At 73.2% G+C, this 21774-nt stretch carries 23 protein-coding genes; 11 read left to right on the forward strand and 12 right to left on the reverse strand.

The features are described 5' to 3' along the window. Positions 1–57: 57 nt before the first annotated feature. Genes ACIG36_RS03035 through ACIG36_RS03045 form a run of 3 tightly spaced genes read left to right on the forward strand, consistent with a single transcriptional unit; the run spans position 58 to position 2729 of the window. The gene (locus ACIG36_RS03035) at positions 58–804 is read left to right on the forward strand and encodes a methyltransferase domain-containing protein (RefSeq protein ID WP_399920898.1); all 747 of its coding nucleotides are present in this window, start codon (positions 58–60) and stop codon (positions 802–804) included. Next, positions 801–1907 (forward strand): prenyltransferase/squalene oxidase repeat-containing protein, encoded by a 1107-nt coding sequence (locus ACIG36_RS03040; protein ID WP_399920901.1) that lies wholly within the window; start codon positions 801–803, stop codon positions 1905–1907. The genes ACIG36_RS03035 and ACIG36_RS03040 overlap by 4 nt, the downstream gene beginning before the upstream one ends. Before the next feature lie 33 nt (positions 1908–1940). After that, the gene (locus ACIG36_RS03045) at positions 1941–2729 is read left to right on the forward strand and encodes a maleylpyruvate isomerase family mycothiol-dependent enzyme (RefSeq protein WP_399920904.1); all 789 of its coding nucleotides are present in this window, start codon (positions 1941–1943) and stop codon (positions 2727–2729) included. Between the two features lie 18 nt (positions 2730–2747). Here the strand turns inward: ACIG36_RS03045 and ACIG36_RS03050 are convergent, their stop codons facing one another. The 7 genes from ACIG36_RS03050 to ACIG36_RS03080 form a co-directional block, all read right to left on the reverse strand. Next, a complete protein-coding gene (locus tag ACIG36_RS03050) occupies positions 2748–3758 on the reverse strand; it encodes an LLM class F420-dependent oxidoreductase (protein WP_399920907.1) in 1011 nt (336 codons plus the stop codon). Positions 3759–3936: 178 nt separating this feature from the next. After that, positions 3937–4827 carry a hypothetical protein gene (locus ACIG36_RS03055; protein WP_399920910.1) on the reverse strand — a complete coding sequence of 297 codons (891 nt, stop codon included), beginning with the start codon at positions 4825–4827 and terminating at the stop codon, positions 3937–3939. 172 nt (positions 4828–4999) lie between these two features. Continuing rightward, a complete protein-coding gene (locus ACIG36_RS03060) occupies positions 5000–6013 on the reverse strand; it encodes an N-acetylmuramoyl-L-alanine amidase (protein ID WP_399920913.1) in 1014 nt (337 codons plus the stop codon). Positions 6014–6057: 44 nt separating this feature from the next. Continuing rightward, positions 6058–6696 carry a class I SAM-dependent methyltransferase gene (locus ACIG36_RS03065; RefSeq protein WP_399920916.1) on the reverse strand — a complete coding sequence of 213 codons (639 nt, stop codon included), beginning with the start codon at positions 6694–6696 and terminating at the stop codon, positions 6058–6060. A gap of 91 nt (positions 6697–6787) precedes the next feature. Continuing rightward, positions 6788–7132, reverse strand: coding sequence for a DUF6083 domain-containing protein (locus tag ACIG36_RS03070; RefSeq protein WP_399920919.1), 345 nt, complete (start codon positions 7130–7132; stop codon positions 6788–6790). 152 nt (positions 7133–7284) lie between these two features. Further along, positions 7285–7902, reverse strand: coding sequence for a DNA-binding response regulator (locus ACIG36_RS03075; RefSeq protein ID WP_399920922.1), 618 nt, complete (start codon positions 7900–7902; stop codon positions 7285–7287). Further along, positions 7899–9059 carry a sensor histidine kinase gene (locus tag ACIG36_RS03080; RefSeq protein ID WP_399920925.1) on the reverse strand — a complete coding sequence of 387 codons (1161 nt, stop codon included), beginning with the start codon at positions 9057–9059 and terminating at the stop codon, positions 7899–7901. The genes ACIG36_RS03075 and ACIG36_RS03080 overlap by 4 nt, the downstream gene beginning before the upstream one ends. A gap of 184 nt (positions 9060–9243) precedes the next feature. Between ACIG36_RS03080 and ACIG36_RS03085 the strand changes: the two genes are divergently transcribed. Genes ACIG36_RS03085 through ACIG36_RS03095 form a run of 3 tightly spaced genes read left to right on the forward strand, consistent with a single transcriptional unit; the run spans position 9244 to position 12179 of the window. After that, positions 9244–10110: a MaoC/PaaZ C-terminal domain-containing protein gene (locus ACIG36_RS03085; RefSeq protein WP_399920928.1), complete on the forward strand. Its 867-nt coding sequence runs from the start codon at positions 9244–9246 to the stop codon at positions 10108–10110. A 24-nt stretch (positions 10111–10134) separates the two neighbouring features. Next, a complete protein-coding gene (locus tag ACIG36_RS03090) occupies positions 10135–11220 on the forward strand; it encodes a Zn-dependent alcohol dehydrogenase (RefSeq protein WP_399920931.1) in 1086 nt (361 codons plus the stop codon). Continuing rightward, a complete protein-coding gene (locus ACIG36_RS03095) occupies positions 11220–12179 on the forward strand; it encodes a 3-oxoacyl-ACP reductase (protein WP_399920934.1) in 960 nt (319 codons plus the stop codon). The genes ACIG36_RS03090 and ACIG36_RS03095 overlap by 1 nt, the downstream gene beginning before the upstream one ends. A gap of 97 nt (positions 12180–12276) precedes the next feature. Here the strand turns inward: ACIG36_RS03095 and ACIG36_RS03100 are convergent, their stop codons facing one another. Both ACIG36_RS03100 and ACIG36_RS03105 read right to left on the reverse strand, forming a co-directional pair. Further along, complete coding sequence (locus tag ACIG36_RS03100; RefSeq protein WP_399920937.1) at positions 12277–12432, reverse strand: hypothetical protein; 156 nt, start codon at positions 12430–12432, stop codon at positions 12277–12279. A 238-nt stretch (positions 12433–12670) separates the two neighbouring features. Next, positions 12671–13879 (reverse strand): hypothetical protein, encoded by a 1209-nt coding sequence (locus ACIG36_RS03105; protein ID WP_399920940.1) that lies wholly within the window; start codon positions 13877–13879, stop codon positions 12671–12673. Between the two features lie 260 nt (positions 13880–14139). On the opposite strand from ACIG36_RS03105, the gene ACIG36_RS03110 reads away from it, so the two are divergent. The 4 genes from ACIG36_RS03110 (at position 14140) to ACIG36_RS03125 (ending at position 18030) form a co-directional block, all read left to right on the forward strand. Further along, positions 14140–15174, forward strand: a complete 1035-nt coding sequence (locus ACIG36_RS03110) for an ABC transporter substrate-binding protein (protein ID WP_399920942.1) — start codon at positions 14140–14142, stop codon at positions 15172–15174. 89 nt (positions 15175–15263) lie between these two features. After that, positions 15264–16103 carry a Nif3-like dinuclear metal center hexameric protein gene (locus ACIG36_RS03115; protein ID WP_399920945.1) on the forward strand — a complete coding sequence of 280 codons (840 nt, stop codon included), beginning with the start codon at positions 15264–15266 and terminating at the stop codon, positions 16101–16103. A 13-nt stretch (positions 16104–16116) separates the two neighbouring features. Further along, a complete protein-coding gene (locus ACIG36_RS03120; RefSeq protein WP_399922166.1) occupies positions 16117–16860 on the forward strand; it encodes a zinc ribbon domain-containing protein in 744 nt (247 codons plus the stop codon). A gap of 6 nt (positions 16861–16866) precedes the next feature. Next, on the forward strand, positions 16867–18030 hold the full coding sequence (locus tag ACIG36_RS03125) for a bifunctional RNase H/acid phosphatase (RefSeq protein WP_399920948.1): 1164 nt from the start codon (positions 16867–16869) through the stop codon (positions 18028–18030). A 96-nt stretch (positions 18031–18126) separates the two neighbouring features. Here the strand turns inward: ACIG36_RS03125 and ACIG36_RS03130 are convergent, their stop codons facing one another. From ACIG36_RS03130 to yaaA, 3 genes are all read right to left on the reverse strand, one after another. Continuing rightward, positions 18127–18486 carry a hypothetical protein gene (locus ACIG36_RS03130; RefSeq protein ID WP_399920951.1) on the reverse strand — a complete coding sequence of 120 codons (360 nt, stop codon included), beginning with the start codon at positions 18484–18486 and terminating at the stop codon, positions 18127–18129. A 103-nt stretch (positions 18487–18589) separates the two neighbouring features. Next, positions 18590–19231, reverse strand: coding sequence for a bifunctional 4-hydroxy-2-oxoglutarate aldolase/2-dehydro-3-deoxy-phosphogluconate aldolase (eda, locus tag ACIG36_RS03135; protein WP_399920953.1), 642 nt, complete (start codon positions 19229–19231; stop codon positions 18590–18592). A 92-nt stretch (positions 19232–19323) separates the two neighbouring features. Beyond that, positions 19324–20124, reverse strand: a complete 801-nt coding sequence (gene yaaA, locus ACIG36_RS03140) for a peroxide stress protein YaaA (protein WP_399920956.1) — start codon at positions 20122–20124, stop codon at positions 19324–19326. Positions 20125–20285: 161 nt separating this feature from the next. Between yaaA and ACIG36_RS03145 the strand changes: the two genes are divergently transcribed. Next, the gene (locus tag ACIG36_RS03145) at positions 20286–21752 is read left to right on the forward strand and encodes an RNB domain-containing ribonuclease (RefSeq protein ID WP_399920959.1); all 1467 of its coding nucleotides are present in this window, start codon (positions 20286–20288) and stop codon (positions 21750–21752) included. The last annotated feature ends 22 nt before the right edge of the window (positions 21753–21774 follow it).

The raw sequence follows: 21774 nt of genomic DNA on the forward strand, positions 1-21774 counted from the left end.
GGCGGTGCCCGGCCGGCCGCACCCCATAACCCTTGGAAATCTCACGAAGGTGAACACGTGCTGACCGTCGATTTCTCCCGCTTCCCGCTCGCCGCAGGCGACCGCGTCCTCGACCTGGGCTGCGGCGCGGGCCGGCACGCCTTCGAGTGCTACCGGCGCGGCGCCCACGTCGTCGCCCTCGACCGCAACGGCGAGGAGATCCGGGAGGTCGCCAAGTGGTTCGCCGCCATGAAGGAGGCCGGTGAGGCCCCCGCAGGCGCCACCGCCCAGGCCATGGAGGGCGACGCGCTCGCCCTGCCCTTCCCCGACGAGAGCTTCGATGTCGTCATCATCTCCGAGGTCATGGAGCACATCCCGGACGACAAGGGCGTGCTCGCCGAGATGGTGCGCGTCCTCAAGCCCGGCGGCCGGATAGCCGTCACCGTCCCCCGCTACGGCCCCGAGAAGGTCTGCTGGGCACTCAGCGACGCCTACCACGAGGTCGAGGGCGGCCACATCCGCATCTACAAGGCCGACGAACTGCTGCGCAGGATGGAGGAGGCCGGGCTCGAGCCCTACGGCACCCACCACGCCCACGGCCTGCACAGCCCGTACTGGTGGCTCAAGTGCGCCTTCGGCGTCGACAACGACAAGGCCCTGCCCGTGCGCGCCTACCACAAGCTGCTGGTCTGGGACATCATGAAGAAGCCCAAGGCCACGCGGGTCGCCGAGCAGCTGCTCAACCCCGTCATCGGCAAGAGCTTCGTGGCGTACGCGACCAAGCCGCACACGCCCGCCGCCACGGTGGCCGAGGAGCGCGCGTGAGCGCGGCCGGCCGCCGGCCGCACCGCACCGAACGCCTCGTCCTGCAGGGCGTCCTCACCGCCGAACAGGCGGCCCGCACCGTCGCCGGCATCGCCGCCGTGCAGCGCGCCGACGGCGCCATACCGTGGTTCCGGGGCCACCACCTCGACCCCTGGGACCACGTCGAGGCCGCCATGGCCCTGGACACGGCCGGCGAGCACCCCCGCGCCGAGGCCGCCTACCGCTGGCTCGCCGACCACCAGAACCCCGACGGCTCCTGGTACGCCGCCTACGCCGACGGCGACGCCGCCGAACCCACCGACCGCTCCCTGGAGACCAACTTCGTCGCCTACGTCGCCGTCGGCGTCTGGCACCACTACCTCTCCACCGGCGACGACGCCTTCCTCGACCGCATGTGGCCCACCGTCCACGCCGCCGTCGAGTTCGTCCTGCGGCTCCAGCAGCCCGACGGCCGGATCGGCTGGAAGCGCGAGTCCCCCGAGGACGGCGGCCGCGACGTCACCGACGCCCTGCTGACCGGCTGCTCCTCCATCCACCAGGCCCTGCGCTGCGCCCTGGCCATCGCCGAGCACCGCGAGGAGCCGCAGCCGGACTGGGAGCTGGCGGCGGGCCTGCTCGGCCACGCCATCCGGCACCACCCCGAGCGGTTCCTCGACAAGAGCCGCTACTCCATGGACTGGTACTACCCCGTCCTCGGCGGCGCCGTGACCGGCGCGGCCGCCAAGGAGCGCATCGAGGAGCGCTGGGACGACTTCGTGGTGCCCCAACTGGGCGTGCGCTGCGTCGTGCCCAACCCGTGGGTGACCGGCGGCGAGAGCTGCGAACTGGCCCTCGCGCTATGGGTGATGGGGGAGTCCGACCGGGCGGTGGAGATCCTGCAGTGGATCCAGCACCTGCGCGCGGAGGACGGCATGTACTGGACGGGCTACGTCTTCGAGGACGACGCCGTGTGGCCGCAGGAGCTGACGGCCTGGACGGCCGGGTCGCTGCTGCTGGCCGTCGCGGCCCTGGGCGGCGACGAGGCGACGACGGCAGTCTTCGGCGGTGAACTGCTGCCCGAGGGGCTCGAGCCGGAGTGCGAGTGCCGGGGAACCCGCGCCTGACGGTCGTTCAGGTGCGGGTTCTACAGTGGTGACATGACCAATTTCAGCCATGAACGCTACTGCTCGGAGATCATCAACCAGACCGACCTGCTGCGCGCCGCGATCCGCGGCGCCGACCTCTCCACCATGGTCCCCACCTGCCCCGAGTGGACCCTTGCCCAGCTCCTGCTGCACGTCTCCAGCGCCCACCGCGGCATCGCGGAGCTCGTGCGCAACCGCGTCACCGAGTTCGTCGTCCCCGAGGGGGACGTCTCCGGCGTGGAGGGCGCCGAGAACTTCGACGCGGACGCGCTCGACGCCTGGCTGGCCGAGGGTGCCGAGATGGTCTCGAAGACCCTGCTCGAGGCCGGGCCCGACGTCCATGTGTGGACGTTCGGCGAGCCCAGGACCGCCTTCTGGGCCCGCCGGATGGTCCACGAGACGGTGATGCACCGCGCCGACGCCTTCGCCGCCGTCGGCGCCGACTTCACCGTGGACGCGGCCGTCGCGGCGGACTGCCTCGACGAGTGGCTGACCATCGTCACCTCCCCGCAGGCCGTCGCGTACAAGCCGGTCTACGGAGAGCTGCCCGGCCCCGGCCGCACCCTGCACCTGCACGCCACCGACACGGCCCCCGAGCTGAACGCCGAGTGGTTCATCGACGCCACCGGCACCCCCATCACCTGGCGCCGGTCCCACGAGAAGGCGGCCGTCGCGGTGCGCGGGCCGATGACCGAGCTCCTGCGCGTGATGTACCGGCGCTCGCCCGCCGACACCCCCGGCGTCGAGGTGATCGGCGACCGCGCCGTGCTCGACCACTGGCTGGAGCGGGCCAGCTTCTGACGCCCCGGGCGCGCGTCCTCACGCGTTGAGCTCGGCGAGCACCCGCAGCGTGGCGGGGTCCGGCGCGGTGACGAGCAGGTCGGTGACCGGACTCCGGCGCCACAGCTCCAGGCGCTCGGCGATGCGTTCGCGCGGGCCGACGAGGGAGATCTCGTCGGCGAAGGCGTCCGGCACGGCCGCGACGGCCTCCTCCCGGCGCCCGGACAGGAACAGCTCCTGGACCGCGCGCGCCTGCTCCCCGTAGCCCATGCGCGCCATCAGGCCGGCGTGGAAGTTGCGGGAGGCGTGGCCCATGCCGCCCACGTAGAGGGCGAGCATCGTCTTCACCGGGCGCAGCCCCTCGGCGACGTCCACGCACAGCCGTGCCCGGACCAGGGGGGCCACCATGAAGCCCTCGGGCGCGGCGGCGAGGGCCTCGGTGTGCAGGTCCGTGCGCTCCGGCGACCAGTACAGCGGCAGCCAGCCGTCGGCGATGCGCGCGGTCTGGGCGACGTTGCGCGGCCCCTCGGCGCCCAGCAGCACGGGCAGTCCGGGCCGCAGGGGATGGGTGATGGACCTCAGCGGCTTGCCGAGCCCGGTCGTGCCGGGGCCGGTGCGGGGCAGCGGGTGGAAGCGCCCGTCGAGGGCGACCGGCGCCTCGCGGCGCAGCACCTGCCGGACGACGTCCACGTACTCCCGGGTCGCGGTCAGCGGGCTCCGCGGGAACGGGCGCCCGTACCAGCCCTCGACGACCTGCGGTCCCGACAGGCCGAGGCCGAGCAGCACGCGGCCGCCGGAGAGGTGGTCGAGGGTGAGGGCGTGCATGGCCGTCGCGGTGGGGGAGCGGGCCGCCATCTGCGCGACGGCCGTGCCGAGCCGGATGCGGCGGGTGTGGGCGGCGATCCAGGTCAGCGGGGTGAAGGCGTCGGAGCCCCAGGACTCGGCGGTCCACACGGAGTGGTAGCCGAGCCGCTCGGCGTGCCGGGCGAGCGTCAGGTGCCGGGGGTCGGGGCGGCGGCCCCAGTAGCCGAGGGCGAGACCGAGCCGCACGGGCGGACCTCCGATCTGACGGTAAGTCAGCTACGTCGGTGCGCAAGGACTGTAGGCCGGTGCCCGCCACGGCGGCAAGACGGAGTGAGGGGCAAGGCGGAATGAGGAGTCGCGGCAGCAGGACGGCGGCCCGCCGGGAAGAACCCGGCGGGCCGCCGTACGGGAGCGAGGCCGCTGATCAGCCGCGCTGAATGCCCGAGGTGTCCTGCAGGACGCCGCGACGGCCGTCCTGCGTCTGCGCGACCAGGGCCGTGCCGCGCTGGTCCACCGCGAGGTACCAGGTGCCGGGCGCGAGCTCGGCGATCGGGGCCGCGGAGCCGTCCTCCCCGTACAGCGGGCGGTTCACCGGCACGGCGAACCAGAACGGGGCGAACTCGCCGCCGGCGGCCGGGGCCGGCTGGCCCGAGGCGGCCGGCTGCGGAGCGGGCGCGGCGGCGCCGCTGTCCGCCTGCGGCTGGGCCTGCGCCGGGCCGGGCTGGCCCGGCTGGGCGCCGTAGGGCTGCTGGACCTGCGCACCGTACGGGGACGGGGCGCCGGGCTGCACGCCGCCCGCGTTCGGGTAGCCGTAGCCCTGCTGCGGGGCGCCGACGCCGTACGGCGACGGGGCGCCGGCCTGCGGGGCGGCCATCAGCGGCGCCTTGAGGGCGGGCACGCGCGGGGTGAGCAGGGCGACCGCGGCCAGCGCCAGGTTGGCGATGAGCGCCAGGATCTGGCCGACGCCCGGCGAGACCGCGTCCACGTCCGGACCACCGAAGATCGTCCACAGCGAGGACCACGCGGCGGACGCGGCGAGCACGGTGCCCCACTGGTCCAGGGTCAGACCGAGAACCTTGCGCCCCTCGGGCTGGAAGCGGGAGGCGACGATGAGCACGGCGGCGATGATCCCGGCGAGGAAGATCGACGGCAGTACGGGGAAGAGTTCAGGCTTCCAGCCGATCGGCTCCTTGGGGCAGCCGATCGAACTCTGCCCGCAGTCGTACGAGCGGAAGCTGAGGAACGAGGCGATGAACAGCAACACCGCTGCTCCGATCACCCCGCCGTCGCCTCGAGTGAGGGAGCGGATGTTCACCTAAAATCCTTTGTCAGTGCTGTCAGTAAATCGTCGCTGTCGCCGGACGCGAGATGCCGGGGCGCGCGGGCGCGGGGGTGGCGGCCACCCATCGTACGGTGAACCTATCGCCTGGGCGGCCTGGGCGTCCTCTTCGTATCACCCTCGTGACACGGCCGTGGCCTGGTGGTACTTACCCGCGCAGGAAGTCCGTAATGCCGTTCGCGATGCCCTGCGCCGCCTTTTGCCGCCAGTCCTCGTCGGTCAGCTGCCGCACGTCCTGCGGATCGCGCATATTGCCGCATTCGATGAAAACCTTGGGAATCGTCGAGAGATTGAGCCCGCCCAGATCACCGCGCGTGTCGAGGCCTGTGCCCTGGCCGATGTAATTGGAGGGCCCGGTTCCGGTCGACTTGACGAAGTTCCCCGCGATGCGCTCGCCCAACTCCTTCGACGGCCCGACGATGGCCGAGGTGTCCGCCGCGCCGCCGCGCACCGACGCGGGCAGGATCACATGGAAGCCGCGCTGCCCGGGGCCCGCCCCGTCCGCGTGGATGGACACGGCGGCATCGCCGCGCGCCTTGTTGCCGATGGCCGCCCGCTCGGTGACGCACGGACCGTAGGCCCGGTCGCCGTCGTGCGTCAGGACGACCTTGGCCCCCTGCCGCTGGAGGATCGTGCGGAGCCGGTGCGCGACGTCGAGGCTGAAGGCCGCCTCGGTGTAACCGGAGTTGGTCTCGGTGCCGGTGGTGTCGCACTCCTTGTGGCCGGTGCCGATGTCGACCTGACGGTTGATCTCGGCGGTGTGAGCGCTGTTGCGGGCGTTGTGGCCGGGGTCCACGACGACCACCTTGCCCTTGAGGGGGCCGTCGGCCGCGGGGGCGTCGTCCGTCTCCGCCGAGGGCGTGGGGGAGGGGGAGTCCTGCCGCGGGGACGGGGAGGGGGACGGGCCGGCCGACTCCGGCCGGGCGCTGTCACGGCTCGCCGGATCCGCCACCGGCGTGGAGGCGACGGCCGACGGACTCCCGCCGTCACCGCCCTCGCCACGGGCCCCGCCCTCGGCGCCGCCCGAACAGCCCGCCAGCCCACCGGCCAGGAACAGCCCGGCCACCCCGGCGGCGAGACGCCGGGTCACACGGGTACGGGGAAGGGGACGACGGGGACGGCTGCCATAGGACACGCGGGCGAGCCTAGCGCTGCCGCTCATTTTCCGAGACCCGTAATACGAAGTCATGACCGTCGTAACGACCGTCAGGCCGTCCGCCGCAGCACCCGCAGCGAACGCGTCACCGAGACCTCGGTGAACGCCCCGGACTCCAGAGCCCTGCGGTACACACGGTACGGAGCCTGGCCGCCGTCGGCCGGATCGGGGAAGACGTCATGGATGACGAGCAGCCCGCCGGGCGCCACATGCGGCGCCCACCCCTCGTAATCGGCCCTCGCGTGCTCGTCGGTGTGCCCGCCGTCGATGAACACCAGCCCCAGCGGTGCCCCCCACACCGCCGCGACCTGCGGCGAGCGCCCGACGACGGCGACGACGTGCTCCTCGAGCCCCGCCCGGTACAGCGTGCGGCGGAAGGTGGGCAGCGTGTCCATCCGCCCGACGCCGGGCGTGTCGTCCACGACCGAGGGGTCGTGGTACTCCCAGCCCGGCTGCTGCTCCTCGCTGCCGCGGTGGTGGTCGACGGTCACGGCCACCGTGCCCGCCTCGCGCGCCGCGTCGGCGAGCAGGATCGTGGACCGGCCGCAGTACGTCCCCACCTCCAGCAACGGCAGCCCCAGCCGCCCGGCCACCTCGGTGGCCGCCGCATGGAGGGCGAGCCCCTCGTCCACCGGCATGAACCCCTTCGCCGCCTCGAAAGCGGCGAGTATCTCGGGCTTGGGTGCCATGGTCCTGTCCCCGTCCTGCGCGTGCGTTGTGTTCCCTGGCGGCCCATGCTGCCGTACGGGCCCGGAGGGGCCGGGGGCGGGGCGGGCGTCGTCAGCCGGCCTCGGTCCGGTGCCCGTGCCAGAGCAGACCCGTCCTGCGCCCGTAGTGGTCCCAGAGCGCGACCAGGCACGTCCACCGCTCGTCGGGGCGCTCGCCGAGAGGACAGACGAGGTCATGCCGGACGCGGCAGGAAGCGTCGGCCGGCAGATCCTCGCCACCGCCCTTGACGGCCCGTCCGTCCGGGGCGATGAACCACTGCTCGTCCGGCGGCACCGTCGCCACGGTGAACGTGTACGGGTCGAGGAGCTCCTCGTACCCGTCGAGCGTCTCGTGCACGTCCCGGCGGAGCCCGCACTCACAGTCCGGTGACGTCGGATGCCACCCGTTGTCCCCCATGCCCGCACAGTGCGCGCGCGAACAGCCCGCGGCCAGGCCGTCGCCGGTCAACCGGCACGCGCAACGCGACCGCTGGAGGGGCCGCCGGAGACAAGCGAGTCACCACCGGCCCCGCCGCCGGGCAGTCGCGGCGGCCGGTGCGGCGCTCTTGCCTACAACCACCCGTTCTGCCGCGCCGCCCGGACCGCCTCCATCCGGTTGCGTGTCTGCGTCTTGCCGATCGCCGCCGACAGATAGTTCCGCACCGTCGCCGGCGACAGGTGCACCCTCGCCGCGATGTCCGCGACCGTCGCCCCGTCCACCGCCGCGGCGAGCACATCCCGCTCCCGCTGCGTCAGCGGATTGGGGCCGGCGCTCAAAGCTGCCGCCGCCAGGGCCGGGTCGATGACGCGCTCGCCCGCCAGCACCCGGCGGATCGCCGCCGCCAGCTCCTCCACCGGCCCGTCCTTGACCAGGAAACCCGACGCGCTCGCCTCCATCGCGCGCCGCAGATACCCCGGCCTGCCGAACGTGGTGAGGATCAGCACCCGGCAGCCGGGGAGCCGGTCGCGCAGGTCGGCGGCGGCGTCCAGGCCGCTGCGGCCGGGGAGTTCGATGTCGAGGAGGGCTATGTCGGGGCGCAGCTCCAGGGCCTTGGGCAGGATCTCCTCGCCGTCACCCACCTGGGCGACGATCTCCAGGTCCTCCTCCAGCCCCAGCAGCAGCGCCAGCGCGCCCCGCATCATCCCCTGGTCCTCGGCCAGCAGTACCTTCGTCGGCTCGCTGCTCACGCGACGCGCCCCTCCTCGTCCTTCTCGTCCACCGGAAGCTCCGCCACGAGCCGGAATCCCCGCCGCTCGCCGGGGCCCGAGCGCAGCGAGCCCCCGGCGGCGGCCAGCCGTTCGGCCAGGCCCTTCAGGCCGTTGCCCCCGGTGCCCGTCGTGCCGTCGACCGAGCCTATGCCGCACCCGTCGTCGCCGATCTCCAGATGGACGCGGTCCGGTTCCCCGCGCACTTCGATCACGCACCGCCCGGCCCCGCTGTGCCGTACGACGTTGGTGACGCCCTCGCGCACCACCCACCCCAGCAGCGCCGCCGTCTGCGGCGGCAGCGGTGGCCCCGACTGGCGGATGTCGACGTCGATGCCGGAGGAGCCGAGCACGGACCGGGCGCTCTCCAGCTCCGCCGTGAGCCCGCCCTCGCGGTAGCCGGTCACCGCCTCGCGTATCTCCGTCAGGGCCTGCCGGCCCACCGCCTCTATGTCGGCCGCCTGCCCCAGCGCCGCCTCCAGGTTGCGCGGGGCCAGCCGCCGCACCGCCTCCGCCTTGACCACGATGACGGACATGGTGTGGCCGAGCAGGTCGTGCAGGTCGCGGGAGAAGCGCAGCCGTTCGCGCTCGACGGCCGCGTGCGCCAGCTCCTCCCGCGTCGCGCCGAGCTTCCTGTTCGCCTCGAACAGGTTCAGCACCGCGGCGGCCACCAGCCCCGAAAGAGCCGTGCCCCAGACGACGGCGAGTATGTTCTCCGTGGTGTTCTGGGAGGCCATCAGGACACCCACCGTGGCGCCGAGCACCCCCAGCGTCGGCCCGAGCCGGCTCCCGGCACGCAGCACCACACCCGCGGCCAGCGACAGCAGCGGGAAGCACAACAGCCAGTCGCCGCCGTACCCGATGGCCAGCGCATAGGTGACGACCGCCAGCGCCGCGAGCAACGCGAGCGGAACACGGGTGCGCCGGCGCTCCTCGTCCAGCCCGGTGAAGACCGCGGCGTAGTACAGGGCCAGGAACGCCACCACTCCCAGCCCCGCGAGCCAGGGGTAGGGCAGCTCGCCCTGGAACAGATCGACGACGTCGCCGGTAATGAAGAAGGGCCACGGTGCGAACGTCCGTCTGCTGGGTGGTTTGATCCGCGGGGCGTCGCCGGCTCCCCCGGCTCTCCAGGCTGTCATGGCTTTCCTCATGCCGTGAGCCTATGAAATGGGGAGATCAAGACGTCAGATGCGAATGTCCCCGCCCACCCATGACATTTGTCTTCACACGCCGAGCGTCGTCCGCTATACAGAGGCGATTGACTGTAGAACGCGTTCTATTCACCGGTCAGAAGTCGTCGGTCAGACAGGAGCAGCCCCCTCCATGCCCATCGACCCCGCCAGGGCCACCGCCGCCGAGCCGCGGACCGTTCCCCTCGTCTGGGACCACAAGGACGTCATCCTCTACCACCTCGGCATCGGCGCCGGCACCCCCGCCACGGACCCCGCCGAACTGCGCTACACCCTGGAGAGCCGACTCCACGTCCTGCCCTCCTTCGCGACCGTCGCCGGCGGCGGCATGGCCCTGGCCGGCGGCCTCACCGCGCCCGGCATCGACGTGGACCTCGCCGCCGTGCTGCACGGCGGGCAGTCCATCACCGTCCACCGCCCCATCCCCGTCCGCTCCAGCGGCACCACCCTGACCTCGCGAGTCGCCGCCGTCCACGACAAGGGCAAGGCCGCCGTCATCGTGCTCCGCGCGGACGTCGCCGACCACGACGGGCCGCTGTGGACCGCCGTCAGCCAGATCTTCGTCAAGGGCGAGGGCGGCTTCGGCGGCGAACGGGGTGCCACCGAAAGGCTCGAGGCTCCCGTCGGCGCCCCCGACGTCACCACCGACCGCCTCATCCGGGAGGACCAGGCCCTCCTCTACCGCCTGTCCGGCGACTGGAACCCCCTGCACGCCGACCCCGCGTTCGCCAGGACCGCAGGCTTCGACAAGCCGATCCTGCACGGCCTGTGCTCCTACGGCATCGCCCTCAAGGCCGTCGTCGACACCGCGCTCGGCGGGGACGTCGCCCGCGTGCGCGCGTACTCCACCCGCTTCGCCGGCGTCGTGTACCCCGGCGAGACCCTGCGCGTGCGGATGTGGCGCGACACCCCGGGCCCCGGCCGGATCCAGCTGACCGCCACCGCCGTCGAGCGCGAGGACGCGCCGGTGCTGACCGACACGGTCGTCGAGTACGCGTAACGAACCCGCGAAGGGAGCTCCGTCATGCGCGCCGCCGTACAGCACAAGACAGGGCAGGAAACGCTCGAGGTCCTCGAGGACGTCGAAGCCGTCGGCTTCGGCCCCGGCAAGGTCAGAATCCGGGTGCGGGCCGCCGGGCTGTGCCACTCCGACCTCTCCGCGATGTCCGGCGTCCTCCCGCAGAACGCGCCCTTCGTCCCCGGCCACGAGGGCGCGGGCGTCGTCACCGAGGCGGGCCCCGGCGTCACCGAGGCCACCGGCCTCGCACAGGGCTCCCGCGTGCTCGTCTGCTGGCTGCCGCCCTGCGGCGGCTGTGCCGCCTGCCGGCGCGGGCAGGGCCAGCTCTGCCTCGCCTCGCTCCGCAACGCGGGCGTCCCCAACTTCCGGCGCCGCACCACCGACCTCTACGGCTTCGCCGGCACCGGCACCTTCGCCGAGGAGATCGTCGTCGACGCCCGCTGCGCCGTACCGATCCCCGACGACGTCCCCTACGAGATCGCCGCCCTCATCGGCTGCGGCGTCACCACCGGCCTGGGCGCCGCGCTCAACACCGCGCGCGTGGAGGCCGGTTCCTCGGTCGCCGTCATCGGCTGCGGCGGCGTCGGCGTCTCCGTCATCCAGGGGGCCCGCGTCAGCGGCGCCGCGCAGATCGTCGCCGTCGACCCCGTCGAGTCCCGCCGCGAGGCCGCCCTGCGCTTCGGCGCGACCGAGGCCGTCGCCCCCGAGGGACTGGCCGACGCCAGGGCCCGCATCACCGGCCGCGAGGGCTTCGACTACGCCTTCGAGGTCGTCGGCACCTCCGCCACCGCCCGCACCGCCTACGAGGCCACGCGCCGCGGCGGCACCCTGTGCATCGTCGGGGCCGGGGCGCTGGACGACCACCTCAGCCTCAACATGTTCGAGCTGTTCTTCGACGAGAAGAAGATCCTGCCCTCCCTCTACGGCGGCGGCGACGTCCTGCGGTCCTACGAACGCGCCATCGCCCTGTGGCGGGCCGGCCGCGTCGACCTCGAGGGCCTGATCACCCATCGCGTCCCGCTCGCCCGCATCAACGACGCCGTCGAGCAGATGCGCACGGGCGAGGCGCTGCGCACCTGGGTGACGATGTGATGACGGCCCCTCCCGGGCGGCCCCTCCGGGGCAGGACCGCCGTCGTCACCGGCGCCGCGCGCGGCCTCGGCCGGGCGGAGGCTCTCGAACTCGCCCGCCTGGGCGCCGACGTCGTCGTCAACGACCACGGCCGCCCCGGCCGCGACGGGTCCGGCGAGTCATGCGCCGAGCCCGCCGAGGCCGTCGTCGCGGAGATCCGGGCGGCCGGCGGGCGGGCCACCGCCCACGTCGGCGACGTCGCCGACTTCGACCAGGCCCGTGCGCTGGTCCGACTGGCCGTCGAGACCTACGGAGCGCTCGACATCCTCGTCAACAACGCGGGCATCCTGCGCGACCGCATGGTCTTCTCCATGACCGAGGACGAATGGGACTCGGTCGTCCGCGTGCACCTCAAGGGCCACTTCAACACGATCCGCTTCGCCGCCGAGCACTGGCGCGAGCGCGCCAAGGCGGCCGCGCCCGGCGCGCCCCCGGTCTACGGACGGATCGTCAACACCTCCTCCGAGGCCTTCCTGGCGGGCTCGGCCGGACAGCCCAACTACGCGGCGGCCAAGGGCGGCATCGTCGGCCTGACCACCTCCTCGGCACAGGCGCTGCGCAAGTACGGGGTGACGGTGAACGCGATCTGCCCACGTGCGCGGACCCGGATGACGCGGGACGTCTTCCCCGACGCCGCCCCCGCCGACGGCGGGACGGACCCGCTCGCACCCGAGCACGTGTCACCGCTGGTGGCCTACCTCGCCTCCCCGGCTGCGGCCGGGGTCAGCGGGCAGGTCTTCGTGGTGCACGGCGGGATGGTGGCCGTCATGGAGCGCCCCCGGGTGGCGGCGCGGTTCGACGCGAAGGGGGACGTCTTCAGCGTGGCGGAGCTGGACGCGCTCCTGACGCCCTATTACGCGGCGCGGCCGGAGGGCGAGGGCTTCGCGGCGCCGGAGGTGCTGCGGCTGAAGCGGGACTGAGGAGGGGCTGAAGCGGGAGCGAGACGGGCCGAGCCGGAAAAGCCGGACGCCGGGCGGGCCGGTTTCTCCAGCCCGCCCGGCGTCCGGGAACGATCGATCAGTTGGCGTCGGCGCGGCGGTGCTTGCCTTGGGCGGGAGCGCGGTTCTCGTCCGGGGACGCGGGACCGCGGTGCCTGCCGGTGCCGGCGGCTGCGGCCTGGGCGGACGCCTCTGCGTGGCGCGCCTCGGTCGTGTCGGTTCGGGCATCGGGCATGGGGAAAGTCACTCCGTCGGATGTGGATGCGTGCTCTGCGCGTCAGGGGCCACACAGCGGTGGCGCACGGCATCACAGACATCACCAGACGTCAACACGCGTTCCACGCCCGACCGTTCGGCTCACCCCGGTTCACCCGGGTGCCCGTCCGGTACAGCTGCGCGACCCCCGGCCGAGTTTAACGGGACCTTGATCACCGGGCCACTCGCACCCGTTCGCGTGTCCGCCATGTCCCCCGTTATGACGTACGGGCGCACGGTGCCTGCTGCAGCGGCACCGGCCGGGGTGCCGGCACGAGCGACGGGCCGTCCGGGTCGTCCGGGCGGTCCGATTCGTCGTCCTCCGCTCCCGCCGCGAGGGCGCACCCGGCCTCCTCCCGGGCCTCGCCCACCACCACGCCCGCCCCGTCCTCCGACAGCCGCAGCCGGGCCAGACCGCAGGGAACCCCCGGTGTCACGAACGGCAGCCGCAGCTCCCCGTCCGCCGTCCACAGCCCGGCCCCCGCCAGCCATCCCACTGGGCCCTGGAACTGCTGCAGCCGTTTCTTCGCCGGACGCCACACCCCCACCCAGCTGCCCGCCGCCCGGTCGATGCGGAACGCCACCGAGCAGGCCTCGGGCGACAGGCCCTGGCCCGGCTGTGCGGCGAACGGCGTCACGGAGGCGTCCGGCAGCAGCAGGCACTCCGGGAAGCGCACCGGCCGGGCCGAGCCGAGCACGCCCCAGCCCAGCCGGTCGACGCCGGGCGCGTCGGACCGTACGAGCAGCAGACCGCTGTCCGGCTCGGCCAGCAGCAGCCGGTCGTTGCTCTTGTCCGTGATCTGCAGCAGCGGGCTGGTCTCGCCGCCGCGGCCGAGGTCGACGACGACGGCCTTGGTCAGCCCGTCCAGCTCCCGGTCCAGCGCCAGCAGACGGCCCGAACGATCCAGCCACGCGCCGCCCTCGCACCGCCCCGGAACGGTGGCCAGCAGCTCCGGCCCGCCCGGTCCGCCGTGGACGCGCCAGAGCGTGGTCCGCTCCTCGCCGTGCACCAGCGCGTAGGCGGACGAGCCGTCGGGCGCGGGCGGCAGCAGCGACAGGTACGGGCACTCGATGGCGCCCAGCGGCAGCTCGCCCGTGCCGGGCCCGGTGGGGTAGAGCAGCGAGAGCGCGTACCGTTCGGCCACCCGGCGCCGGATCAGCACCCGGCCGTCGGTGAGCGGCAGCACCTCGGTGTCCGGCTCCTCGGGCTGGCTGCCGGGGAGGGACACCGCGTACGGCTCGGGCCCGTCGAGGGTCCAGCGCTCGGGGAACCACCCGTCGGTGCCGTGGCCGAGGGCCAGCCAGGCGGCGTACGAGCCGTCGACAGTGACCGTGAATGCCGTACGTCTCATGTCCACCGGCGGCGACGCACCCTGGGAAGTGCTTTGCGGGGCGCTCTGGGTGCCATGGGGAGCACAGACCGTCATGAGAAACGTCACCTCCGGCACTGAACGTAGTTATCGTGCCTCGGGCTCAACCCTCCGACCCCGGGTGCTTCACGCGTAAGGGTGGCGGATTCCGGGTTCGGCCGATGTGCGGGGGGCGGTTGTGCTGCGTAGGCAAAGCATGTTTAAAGTTCGACCGAGGTTAGGCGAGCCTAAGCACTGCCGCACCTGGCTGACCGGCGCTCTTGACTTGGGCTTGACCACCGCCCACCCCCACCCCGCACCACCCAAGGAGTCCCCCCATGACCCTCCGCCGCCGCGGCACCGCCGCAGCCCTGTCCATAGCGGCCGCGCTCTCCCTCGCGGCCTGCGGCTCGTCCGACAAGGGCGACGACAAGGCCGGAAAGGACGGCGGGGCGGGCTCCAAGTCCGTCGCCCAGGGCGGCAAGGACTTCGGCAAGGCCGCCGAGGACACCGCGAAGCTCGGCACGGACGCCAAGCCCGGCCAGTTCCCGCGCACCGTCACGCACGCGCTCGGTAAGACCGAGATCAAGGAGATGCCCAAGCGCGTCGTCGTCCTCGACGTCGGCGAGCTCGACAACGTCGTCTCCCTCGGCATCAAGCCCGTCGGCTGGGCCCCCAGCGAGGGCAGCCAGGAGATCCCCGAGTACCTGAAGAAGGACGTCGGCGAGCCCAAGAGCGTCGGCACCATCAACAACCTCAACCTCGAGGCGATCAACGAGCTCAAGCCCGACCTGATCCTCGGCAGCAAGCTGCGCGCGGAGAAGAGCTACAAGGACCTCTCCAAGATCGCCCCCACCGTCTTCTCCATCCGTCCGGGCTTCACCTGGAAGGAGAACTACCTCCTCAACGCCGCGGCCCTGGACAAGACCGCCGACGCCAAGAAGCAGCTCGAGGCCTACGAGGCCAAGGCCAAGAAGCTCGGCACCGACCTCGGCGACAAGAAGCCCACCATCAGCATGGTGCGCTACCTGCCGCAGTTCACCCGCCTGTACGCCCAGCAGTCCTTCATCGGCACCATCCTCAAGGACTCCGGCCTGCCCCGCCCGAAGATCCAGCAGGCCGACAAGCTCGCCGTCGAGATCAGCCCGGAGAACATCGACAAGGCCGACGGCGACTGGATCTTCACCGGCGTCTACGGTGACCCGGAGAAGACCAAGCAGAGCGCCGCCGAGGAGAACCCGCTGTGGAAGAACCTCAAGGCGGTCAAGGACGGCCAGGCCAAGCCCGTCAAGGACGAGACCTGGTACCTGGGCCTCGGCGTCACGGCCGCCAACAGCGTCCTGGACGACCTCCGCGGCTTCCTGGTGAAGTAACGGCGTCCTCCTGAGGTTCTCCCCGCGAAGTTCTTCGCGAAGCAGGACGTCAGCCGAGTCCGGGCACGGAGGCAGGTAGCCTTTCCTCCGTGCCCGTACTGTCTGAAGTCATCGCCGCCCTCGACGCCCTGTGGCCCCCGGAGCGGGCCGAGCAGTGGGACGCCGTCGGTACGGTCTGCGGCGACCCCGACGCCGAGGTCGGCCGGGTCCTGTTCGCCGTCGATCCCGTGCAGGAGGTCGTGGACGAGGCCGTGGAACTCGGCGCCGACCTGCTCGTCACCCACCACCCGCTCTACCTGCGCGGCACGACGACGGTCTCGGCCGGCACCTTCAAGGGCCGCGCCGTGCACACCCTCATCAAGAACGACATCGCCCTGCACGTCGCGCACACCAACGCCGACAGCGCCGACCCCGGCGTCTCCGACGCCCTCGCCGGCGCCCTCGACCTGCGCGTCACCGGCCCCCTCGTGCCCGACCCGGCCGACCCCGCCGGCCGCCGCGGCCTGGGCCGGATCTGCGAGCTCGACCCGCCGATGAGCCTGGCCGACTTCGCCGAGCGCGCCGCCAAGCGCCTGCCCGCCACCGCGCAGGGCATCCGCGTCGCAGGCGACACCACGCGCACCATCCGCACGGTCGCCGTCTGCGGCGGCTCCGGCGACTCCCTCTTCGACCAGGTACGGGCCGCCGGCGTCGACGCCTACGTCACCGCCGACCTGCGCCACCACCCCGCCTCCGAGGCCCAGCAGCACAGCCCGCTCGCCCTCGTCGACGCGGCGCACTGGGCCACCGAGTGGCCCTGGACCGAGCAGGCCGCGGCCCAGCTCGACGAGATCTCCGACCGCCACGGCTGGGGCCTGCGCACCCATGTCTCGCGAACGGTCACCGACCCCTGGACCGCCCACGCGGCGTCGTCCGCCCACAACCACTAACAGGAGCCCCCAACTGAACGCCGCGCCCGCCGACCAGATCCGACTTCTCGACCTCCAGGCCCTCGACGTCCGCCTGACGCAGCTCGCCCACAAGCGCAAGAGCCTGCCCGAGCACGCCGAGATCGCCTCCCTCGAGGGCGACCTCACCCAGCACCGCGACCTGCTCGTCGCCGCGCAGACCGAGGAGAGCGACTGCGCCCGCGAGCAGACCAAGGCCGAGCAGGACGTCGACCAGGTCCGCCAGCGCGCCGCCCGCGACCAGAAGCGCCTGGACTCCGGCGCCGGCATGTCCCCCAAGGACCTGGAGAACCTGCAGCACGAGGTCGCCTCCCTCGCCAAGCGCCAGGGCGACCTGGAGGACGTCGTCCTCGAGGTCATGGAGCGCCGCGAGGCCGCCCAGGAGCGCGTCCAGGAGCTGACCGGCCGCGTCGGGTCCGTGCAGGCCAAGGTCAACGACGCCGCCGCGCGCCGCGACGCCGCCACCGCGGACATCGACGCCGACGTCGCCACGGCCGCCAAGGAGCGCGAGCTGGTCGCCGGCTCCATCCCCGCCGACCTCCTCAAGCTCTACGACAAGCTGCGTGCCCAGTCCGGCGGCGTCGGCGCCGCCCGCCTCTACCAGCGCCGCTGCGAGGGCTGCCGCCTGGAGCTGAACATCACCGAGCTCAACGAGGTGCGCGCGGCCGCCGCGGACGCCGTGGTGCGCTGCGAGAACTGCCGCCGCATCCTGGTCCGCACGCCCGAGTCGGGCCTCTGAGCCACGATGGTGAATCGCTTCATCGTCGAGGCCGACGGCGGTTCCCGGGGCAACCCGGGCCCCGCCGGCTACGGTGCGGTGGTCCTCGACCCCGTGACGGGCGAGGCGCTGGCCGAGGCCGCCGAGTACATCGGCACGGCGACGAACAACGTCGCCGAGTACAAGGGCCTCATCGCCGGGCTCGAGGCCGCCAGGGCCCTCGACCCCGACGCTGAGATCCAGGTCCGGATGGACTCCAAGCTCGTCGTCGAGCAGATGTCCGGCCGCTGGAAGATCAAGCACCCGGACATGAAGCCGCTGGCCGCGCTCGCCCAGCGGATCTTCCCGCCGGGCCGGGTGACGTACCAGTGGATCCCGCGCGAGAAGAACAAGCACGCCGACCGGCTGGCCAACGAGGCCATGGACGCGGGCAAGGCGGGCCGGCAGTGGGAGCCGGGCCGCTCGGCCGCCGGCCTCGCCGTGGCCGCCTCCGCCGCGGTCCCGGTCGCCGAACCGCTCGAGGAGCCGAAGGCCGCACCTGTCGGATGGGGGGCCGCAGCCGACCTCGGGGCGCCCACCACGTTCGTCCTGCTGCGCCACGGCGAGACCGCGCTGACGCCGCAGAAGCGCTTCTCCGGCAGCGGGGGCACGGACCCCGAGCTGTCGGAGGCCGGCCGCCGCCAGGCCGAGGCCGTCGCGGCGGCGCTGGCCGCCCGGGGCACCGTCCAGGCGATCGTCAGCTCGCCGATGCGGCGCACCCGGCAGACGGCCGAGGCCGTCGCCAAGGCGCTCGGCCTCGAGGTGCGCATCGACGAGGGCCTGCGTGAGGCCGACTTCGGCAAGTGGGAGGGCCTGACCTTCGCCGAGGTCAAGGAGCGCCACCCCGAGGACCTGGACGCCTGGCTGTCGTCGTCCAAGGCGGCGCCCACCGGCGGCGGCGAGAGCTTCGCGACGGTGGCCCGGCGCATCGCGGTGACGCGCGACAAGCTGCTGGCCCGGTACGCGGGCCGGACGGTGCTGCTGGTCACCCATGTGACGCCGGTGAAGACGCTGGTGCGGCTGGCCCTGGGCGCGCCGCCCGAGTCGCTGTTCCGCATGGAGCTGTCGGCGGCGTCGCTGTCGGCGGTGGCCTACTACGCGGACGGCAACGCGTCGCTGCGGCTGCTGAACGACACGTCGCACCTGCGGTAGTTCTCCGTAGATCCGTTCGACGAATGACGAGGCCCCCGCCGATTCGCGGCGGGGGCCTCGGTCATTCGTCAGGCGCCCAGGGGGCCGGGCGGGCCGTCAGGGGGCCGTCGGCGAGGCGATGCTGTCGCAGGTGGGGCACTCCCAGCGGTCCGGGTCGCCGATGCGCGGCGGCGTCATGTCGATGTCGCAGTGCGCGCACCGTACGACGATGGGCTCGACGTGCCCGCATGTGCCGCAGACCCACAACGGCCCCTCGGAGTCGTGCTGGCGCCATGCGGTCCGCAGGCAGCGCCGGCAGCCCGTGGTGACGATGCCCGCGCCCCGGCTTATCACCGGCGGCTCCGGAGTCGTGTCGGCGTACTCGATGATCTGTGCCCTGATCCGGCCGTCGGTCGTATTGGCCATCCGGAGCAGATGTGCGACTCGCGAGCGTGCTTCGTCAACGAAATCGTTCATGGCGGGCAGCAGGTTATCGTTCCGCCGGTCACCCGCGAACAGTTGTGGTCAGTGAAACCGCCCGTTGGTGTCACCCCGCGACCACGGCTGATGACCGGGGTGGCTACTTCGACGCGCCCTGGTCCCCCAATCGAGCCGCCTGCCGGGCGAGTTCCGTGACCCGGTCCCAGTCGCGGGCGCGTACCGCGTCCGGCGGGAGCATCCAGGTGCCGCCGACGCAGCCGACGTTGGGCAGCGCCAGGTACGCGCGTGCCGAGTCCGGCCCGATGCCGCCCGTGGGGCAGAAGCGGGCGGTGGGCAGGGGAGCGGCGAGCGAGCTCAGGTAGCCGACGCCGCCCGCCGCTTCCGCCGGGAAGAACTTCATCTCCCGCACGCCGCGCTCGAGCAGCGCCATCACCTCCGACGCGGTCGAGACCCCCGGCAGGAACGGCACCCCGGTGGCCCGCAGCGCGTCCAGCAGCCGGTCCGTCCACCCGGGGCTGACCAGGAACTCGGCGCCCGCCTCGAGGGCCGCCTCCGCCTGTGCGGGCCGCAGGACCGTTCCGGCTCCGACGATCGCGCCGGGCACGCTCTCGGTGATCGCCCGTATCGCGTCGAGCGCCGTGTGCGTGCGCAGGGTGATCTCGATGGCGGGCAGCCCGCCCGCGACCAGGGCGCGGGCGAGCGGTACGGCGTCGGCGGCGTCGTGGAGAACGACGACGGGGATGACGGGCGAGAGATCCAGGAGATCGTTCACGCCGGTCATCCTGCCGAGGCGTTCCTACTCAGCGCAATGGATGTTGCACTATGTGCAACGGCGGGCTACGGGATCGGCCAACGGCGGCATCCCGGATACCGCTACAGCTCGGTCACCACGACGTCGAGTGCCCACGGCTTGCCGGCCTTCGCGGGCGTGTCGTCGCCCTCCACCACGTACCCGAGGTCGCGCAGGGCCTCCGCCAGTTCGCGCGGGCCGGCGGGCGTGAGGCCGGCGGTGAGGAGATCGCGGACCAGGCGGCCCTTGGTGGCCTTGTTGAAGTGGCTGACGACCGACCGCTTCTCCACGCCCTTGACGATTTTCGACTGCAGCACGCGCACGGTCGCCGTGCGCTCGGCGAGCTCGCCCTTCGGCTTCCAGGCCGTGGCGTAGGCGGCGGACCGCAGGTCCAGCACCATGCCGTCGCCCGCCTCCCGCGGCAGGGCCTCGGCCATCGGACCGCGCCAGTACGCGCCGAGCGCGCCCAGCCCCGGGAGCCTGACGCCCATCGAGCACCGGTAGGACGGGACCGCGTCGCCGATGCGCACGGCGCCCCACAGGCCCGAGAAGACCAGCAGCGAACGTTCCGCCGCCGCCCGCGCGGGCGCGCTCAGCGTGGCGAGGTCCAGCGCGTCGTAGAGGACGCCCGTGTAGAGCCGCCCGGCGGGCATGGTCGCGGCCGTCCTGAGCCCGGCGTTCTTGGCGATCTCGCCGCGCAGGCCCGGACTGAGGCCCAGCACCTCCGCCGCCTTGTCCTCGTCGCCGGAGCACAGCTCCACCAGCTCGGCCAGGACGGTCTCGCGCGCGTCGCCGAGCCCCCGCAGGGACAGCGATCCGGTCCCGAGGGCCGGTCCGGTGCCACCGGTGGCCTTCCCCTCGGACGGCGGCAGCAGCACGAGCACGGTCGTTCCCCTTATTACGGATGGCGCGGTTGCACGGATAAGTGGGTGGCGCGGATATATGGATCGCGCGGACGGACCCAGCAACCCTAACGCCGTCCGCCGGGCTCGCCGTCCGCCCCACTCGCCGTGCCCCGCGCCCGGGGCGCCCATAGGCTCGGTGCATGGCCCGGCGCCCGATGCATGTGACGGACACGGAGCGCGCTCCGCTGGTGTCCGCACTGCGCGAGCTGCGCGGACGCACGAACGTACCGACGGGCTTCGCCGCGCCCGTCCTCGCCGAGGCCGAACAGGCCGCCCGGCGGCCGCGCATGCCCGCCCACGACGCGACGGACGTGCCGCTGTTCACGATCGACCCGCCGGGTTCGACGGACCTGGACCAGGCGATGTACCTGGCGCGGCGGAAGGAGGGGGGCTTTCGCGTCCACTACGCGATCGCCGACGTGGCCGCGTTCGTCACTCCGGGCGGCGCGCTGGACGAGGAGGCGCACGCCCGGGTGATGACCCTCTACTACCCGGACGTCCGCATTCCGCTGCACCCGCCGGTCCTGGGCGAGGGCGCCGCCAGTCTCCTCCCGGACCACGACCGGCCCGCGGTCCTGTGGCAGCTGGACCTGGATGGCGCCGGCGAGGTCGTACGCACCGACGTGCGGCGGGCGGTCGTGCGCAGCAGGGCGCGGCTGGACTACGCGGGCGTGCAGCGGGCGATCGACTCGGGAGCGGCCGAGGAGCCGCTGTCGCTCCTGAAGGAGATCGGCCTGCGGCGGGAGGAGCTGGAGCGCACGCGCGGCGGGATCTCGCTGAACGTGCCGGAACAGGAGGTCGTACGGCGGGACGACGGCCACTACGAGCTCGCCTACCGTGCCCCGCTGCCGGTGGAGGGCTGGAACGCCCAGGTGTCGCTCATGACCGGCATGGCCGGCGCCCAGCTGATGCTGGCCGCCGGGACGGGCATCCTGCGCACCCTCCCCGCAGCGCCCGAGAGCGCGATCGACAGGCTGCGGCGGGTGGCGAGGGCGCTGGGCGTGACCTGGCCGGAGACGATGCCGTACGCGGTGGTCGTGCGCGCCCTGGATCCGGGGCACCCCCAGCACGCCGCCTTCCTGCAGGAATGCACGGCGCTGCTGCGCGGCGCCGGCTACCGGATCTTCGACCGCGACCGCCCTGCTCTCCACCCCCGCCCGGCCGACCCGGTCCACGCGGCGCTCGCGGCCCCGTACGCCCACTGCACCGCGCCGCTGCGCCGCCTCGTCGACCGCTACACCGCCGAGCTGTGCCTGGCGGCCTCGTCCGGGGCCGCCGCTCCCGAGTGGGTGCGGGCGGCGATGGACGCGCTGCCCCAGGAGATGGAGCGGGGGGCGCGGCGGGCGGCGGAGGCCGAGCGGGAGTGCGTGGACCTGATCGAGGCGGCGCTGCTGCGCGACCGCATCGGTGAGGTCTTCGACGCATACGTGATCGACGTCATCGACTCCCGCCCGACGGCGGGCACGGTCCACCTCTACGACCCGGCCGTCGTCGGCCACGTCGAGGGCGACGGCGACGGGCCGCCGCTGCCGCTGGGCAAGCGCATGCAGGTCCGGGTGATCCAGGCGAACCCGGGACGGGAGAAGGTGTGGTTCGCCCCCGCGTGAGCGGCCGGTAACATGGTCGTCA

Source organism: Streptomyces sp. NPDC053048 (assembly GCF_044547045.1).
Taxonomy (GTDB): domain Bacteria; phylum Actinomycetota; class Actinomycetes; order Streptomycetales; family Streptomycetaceae; genus Streptomyces.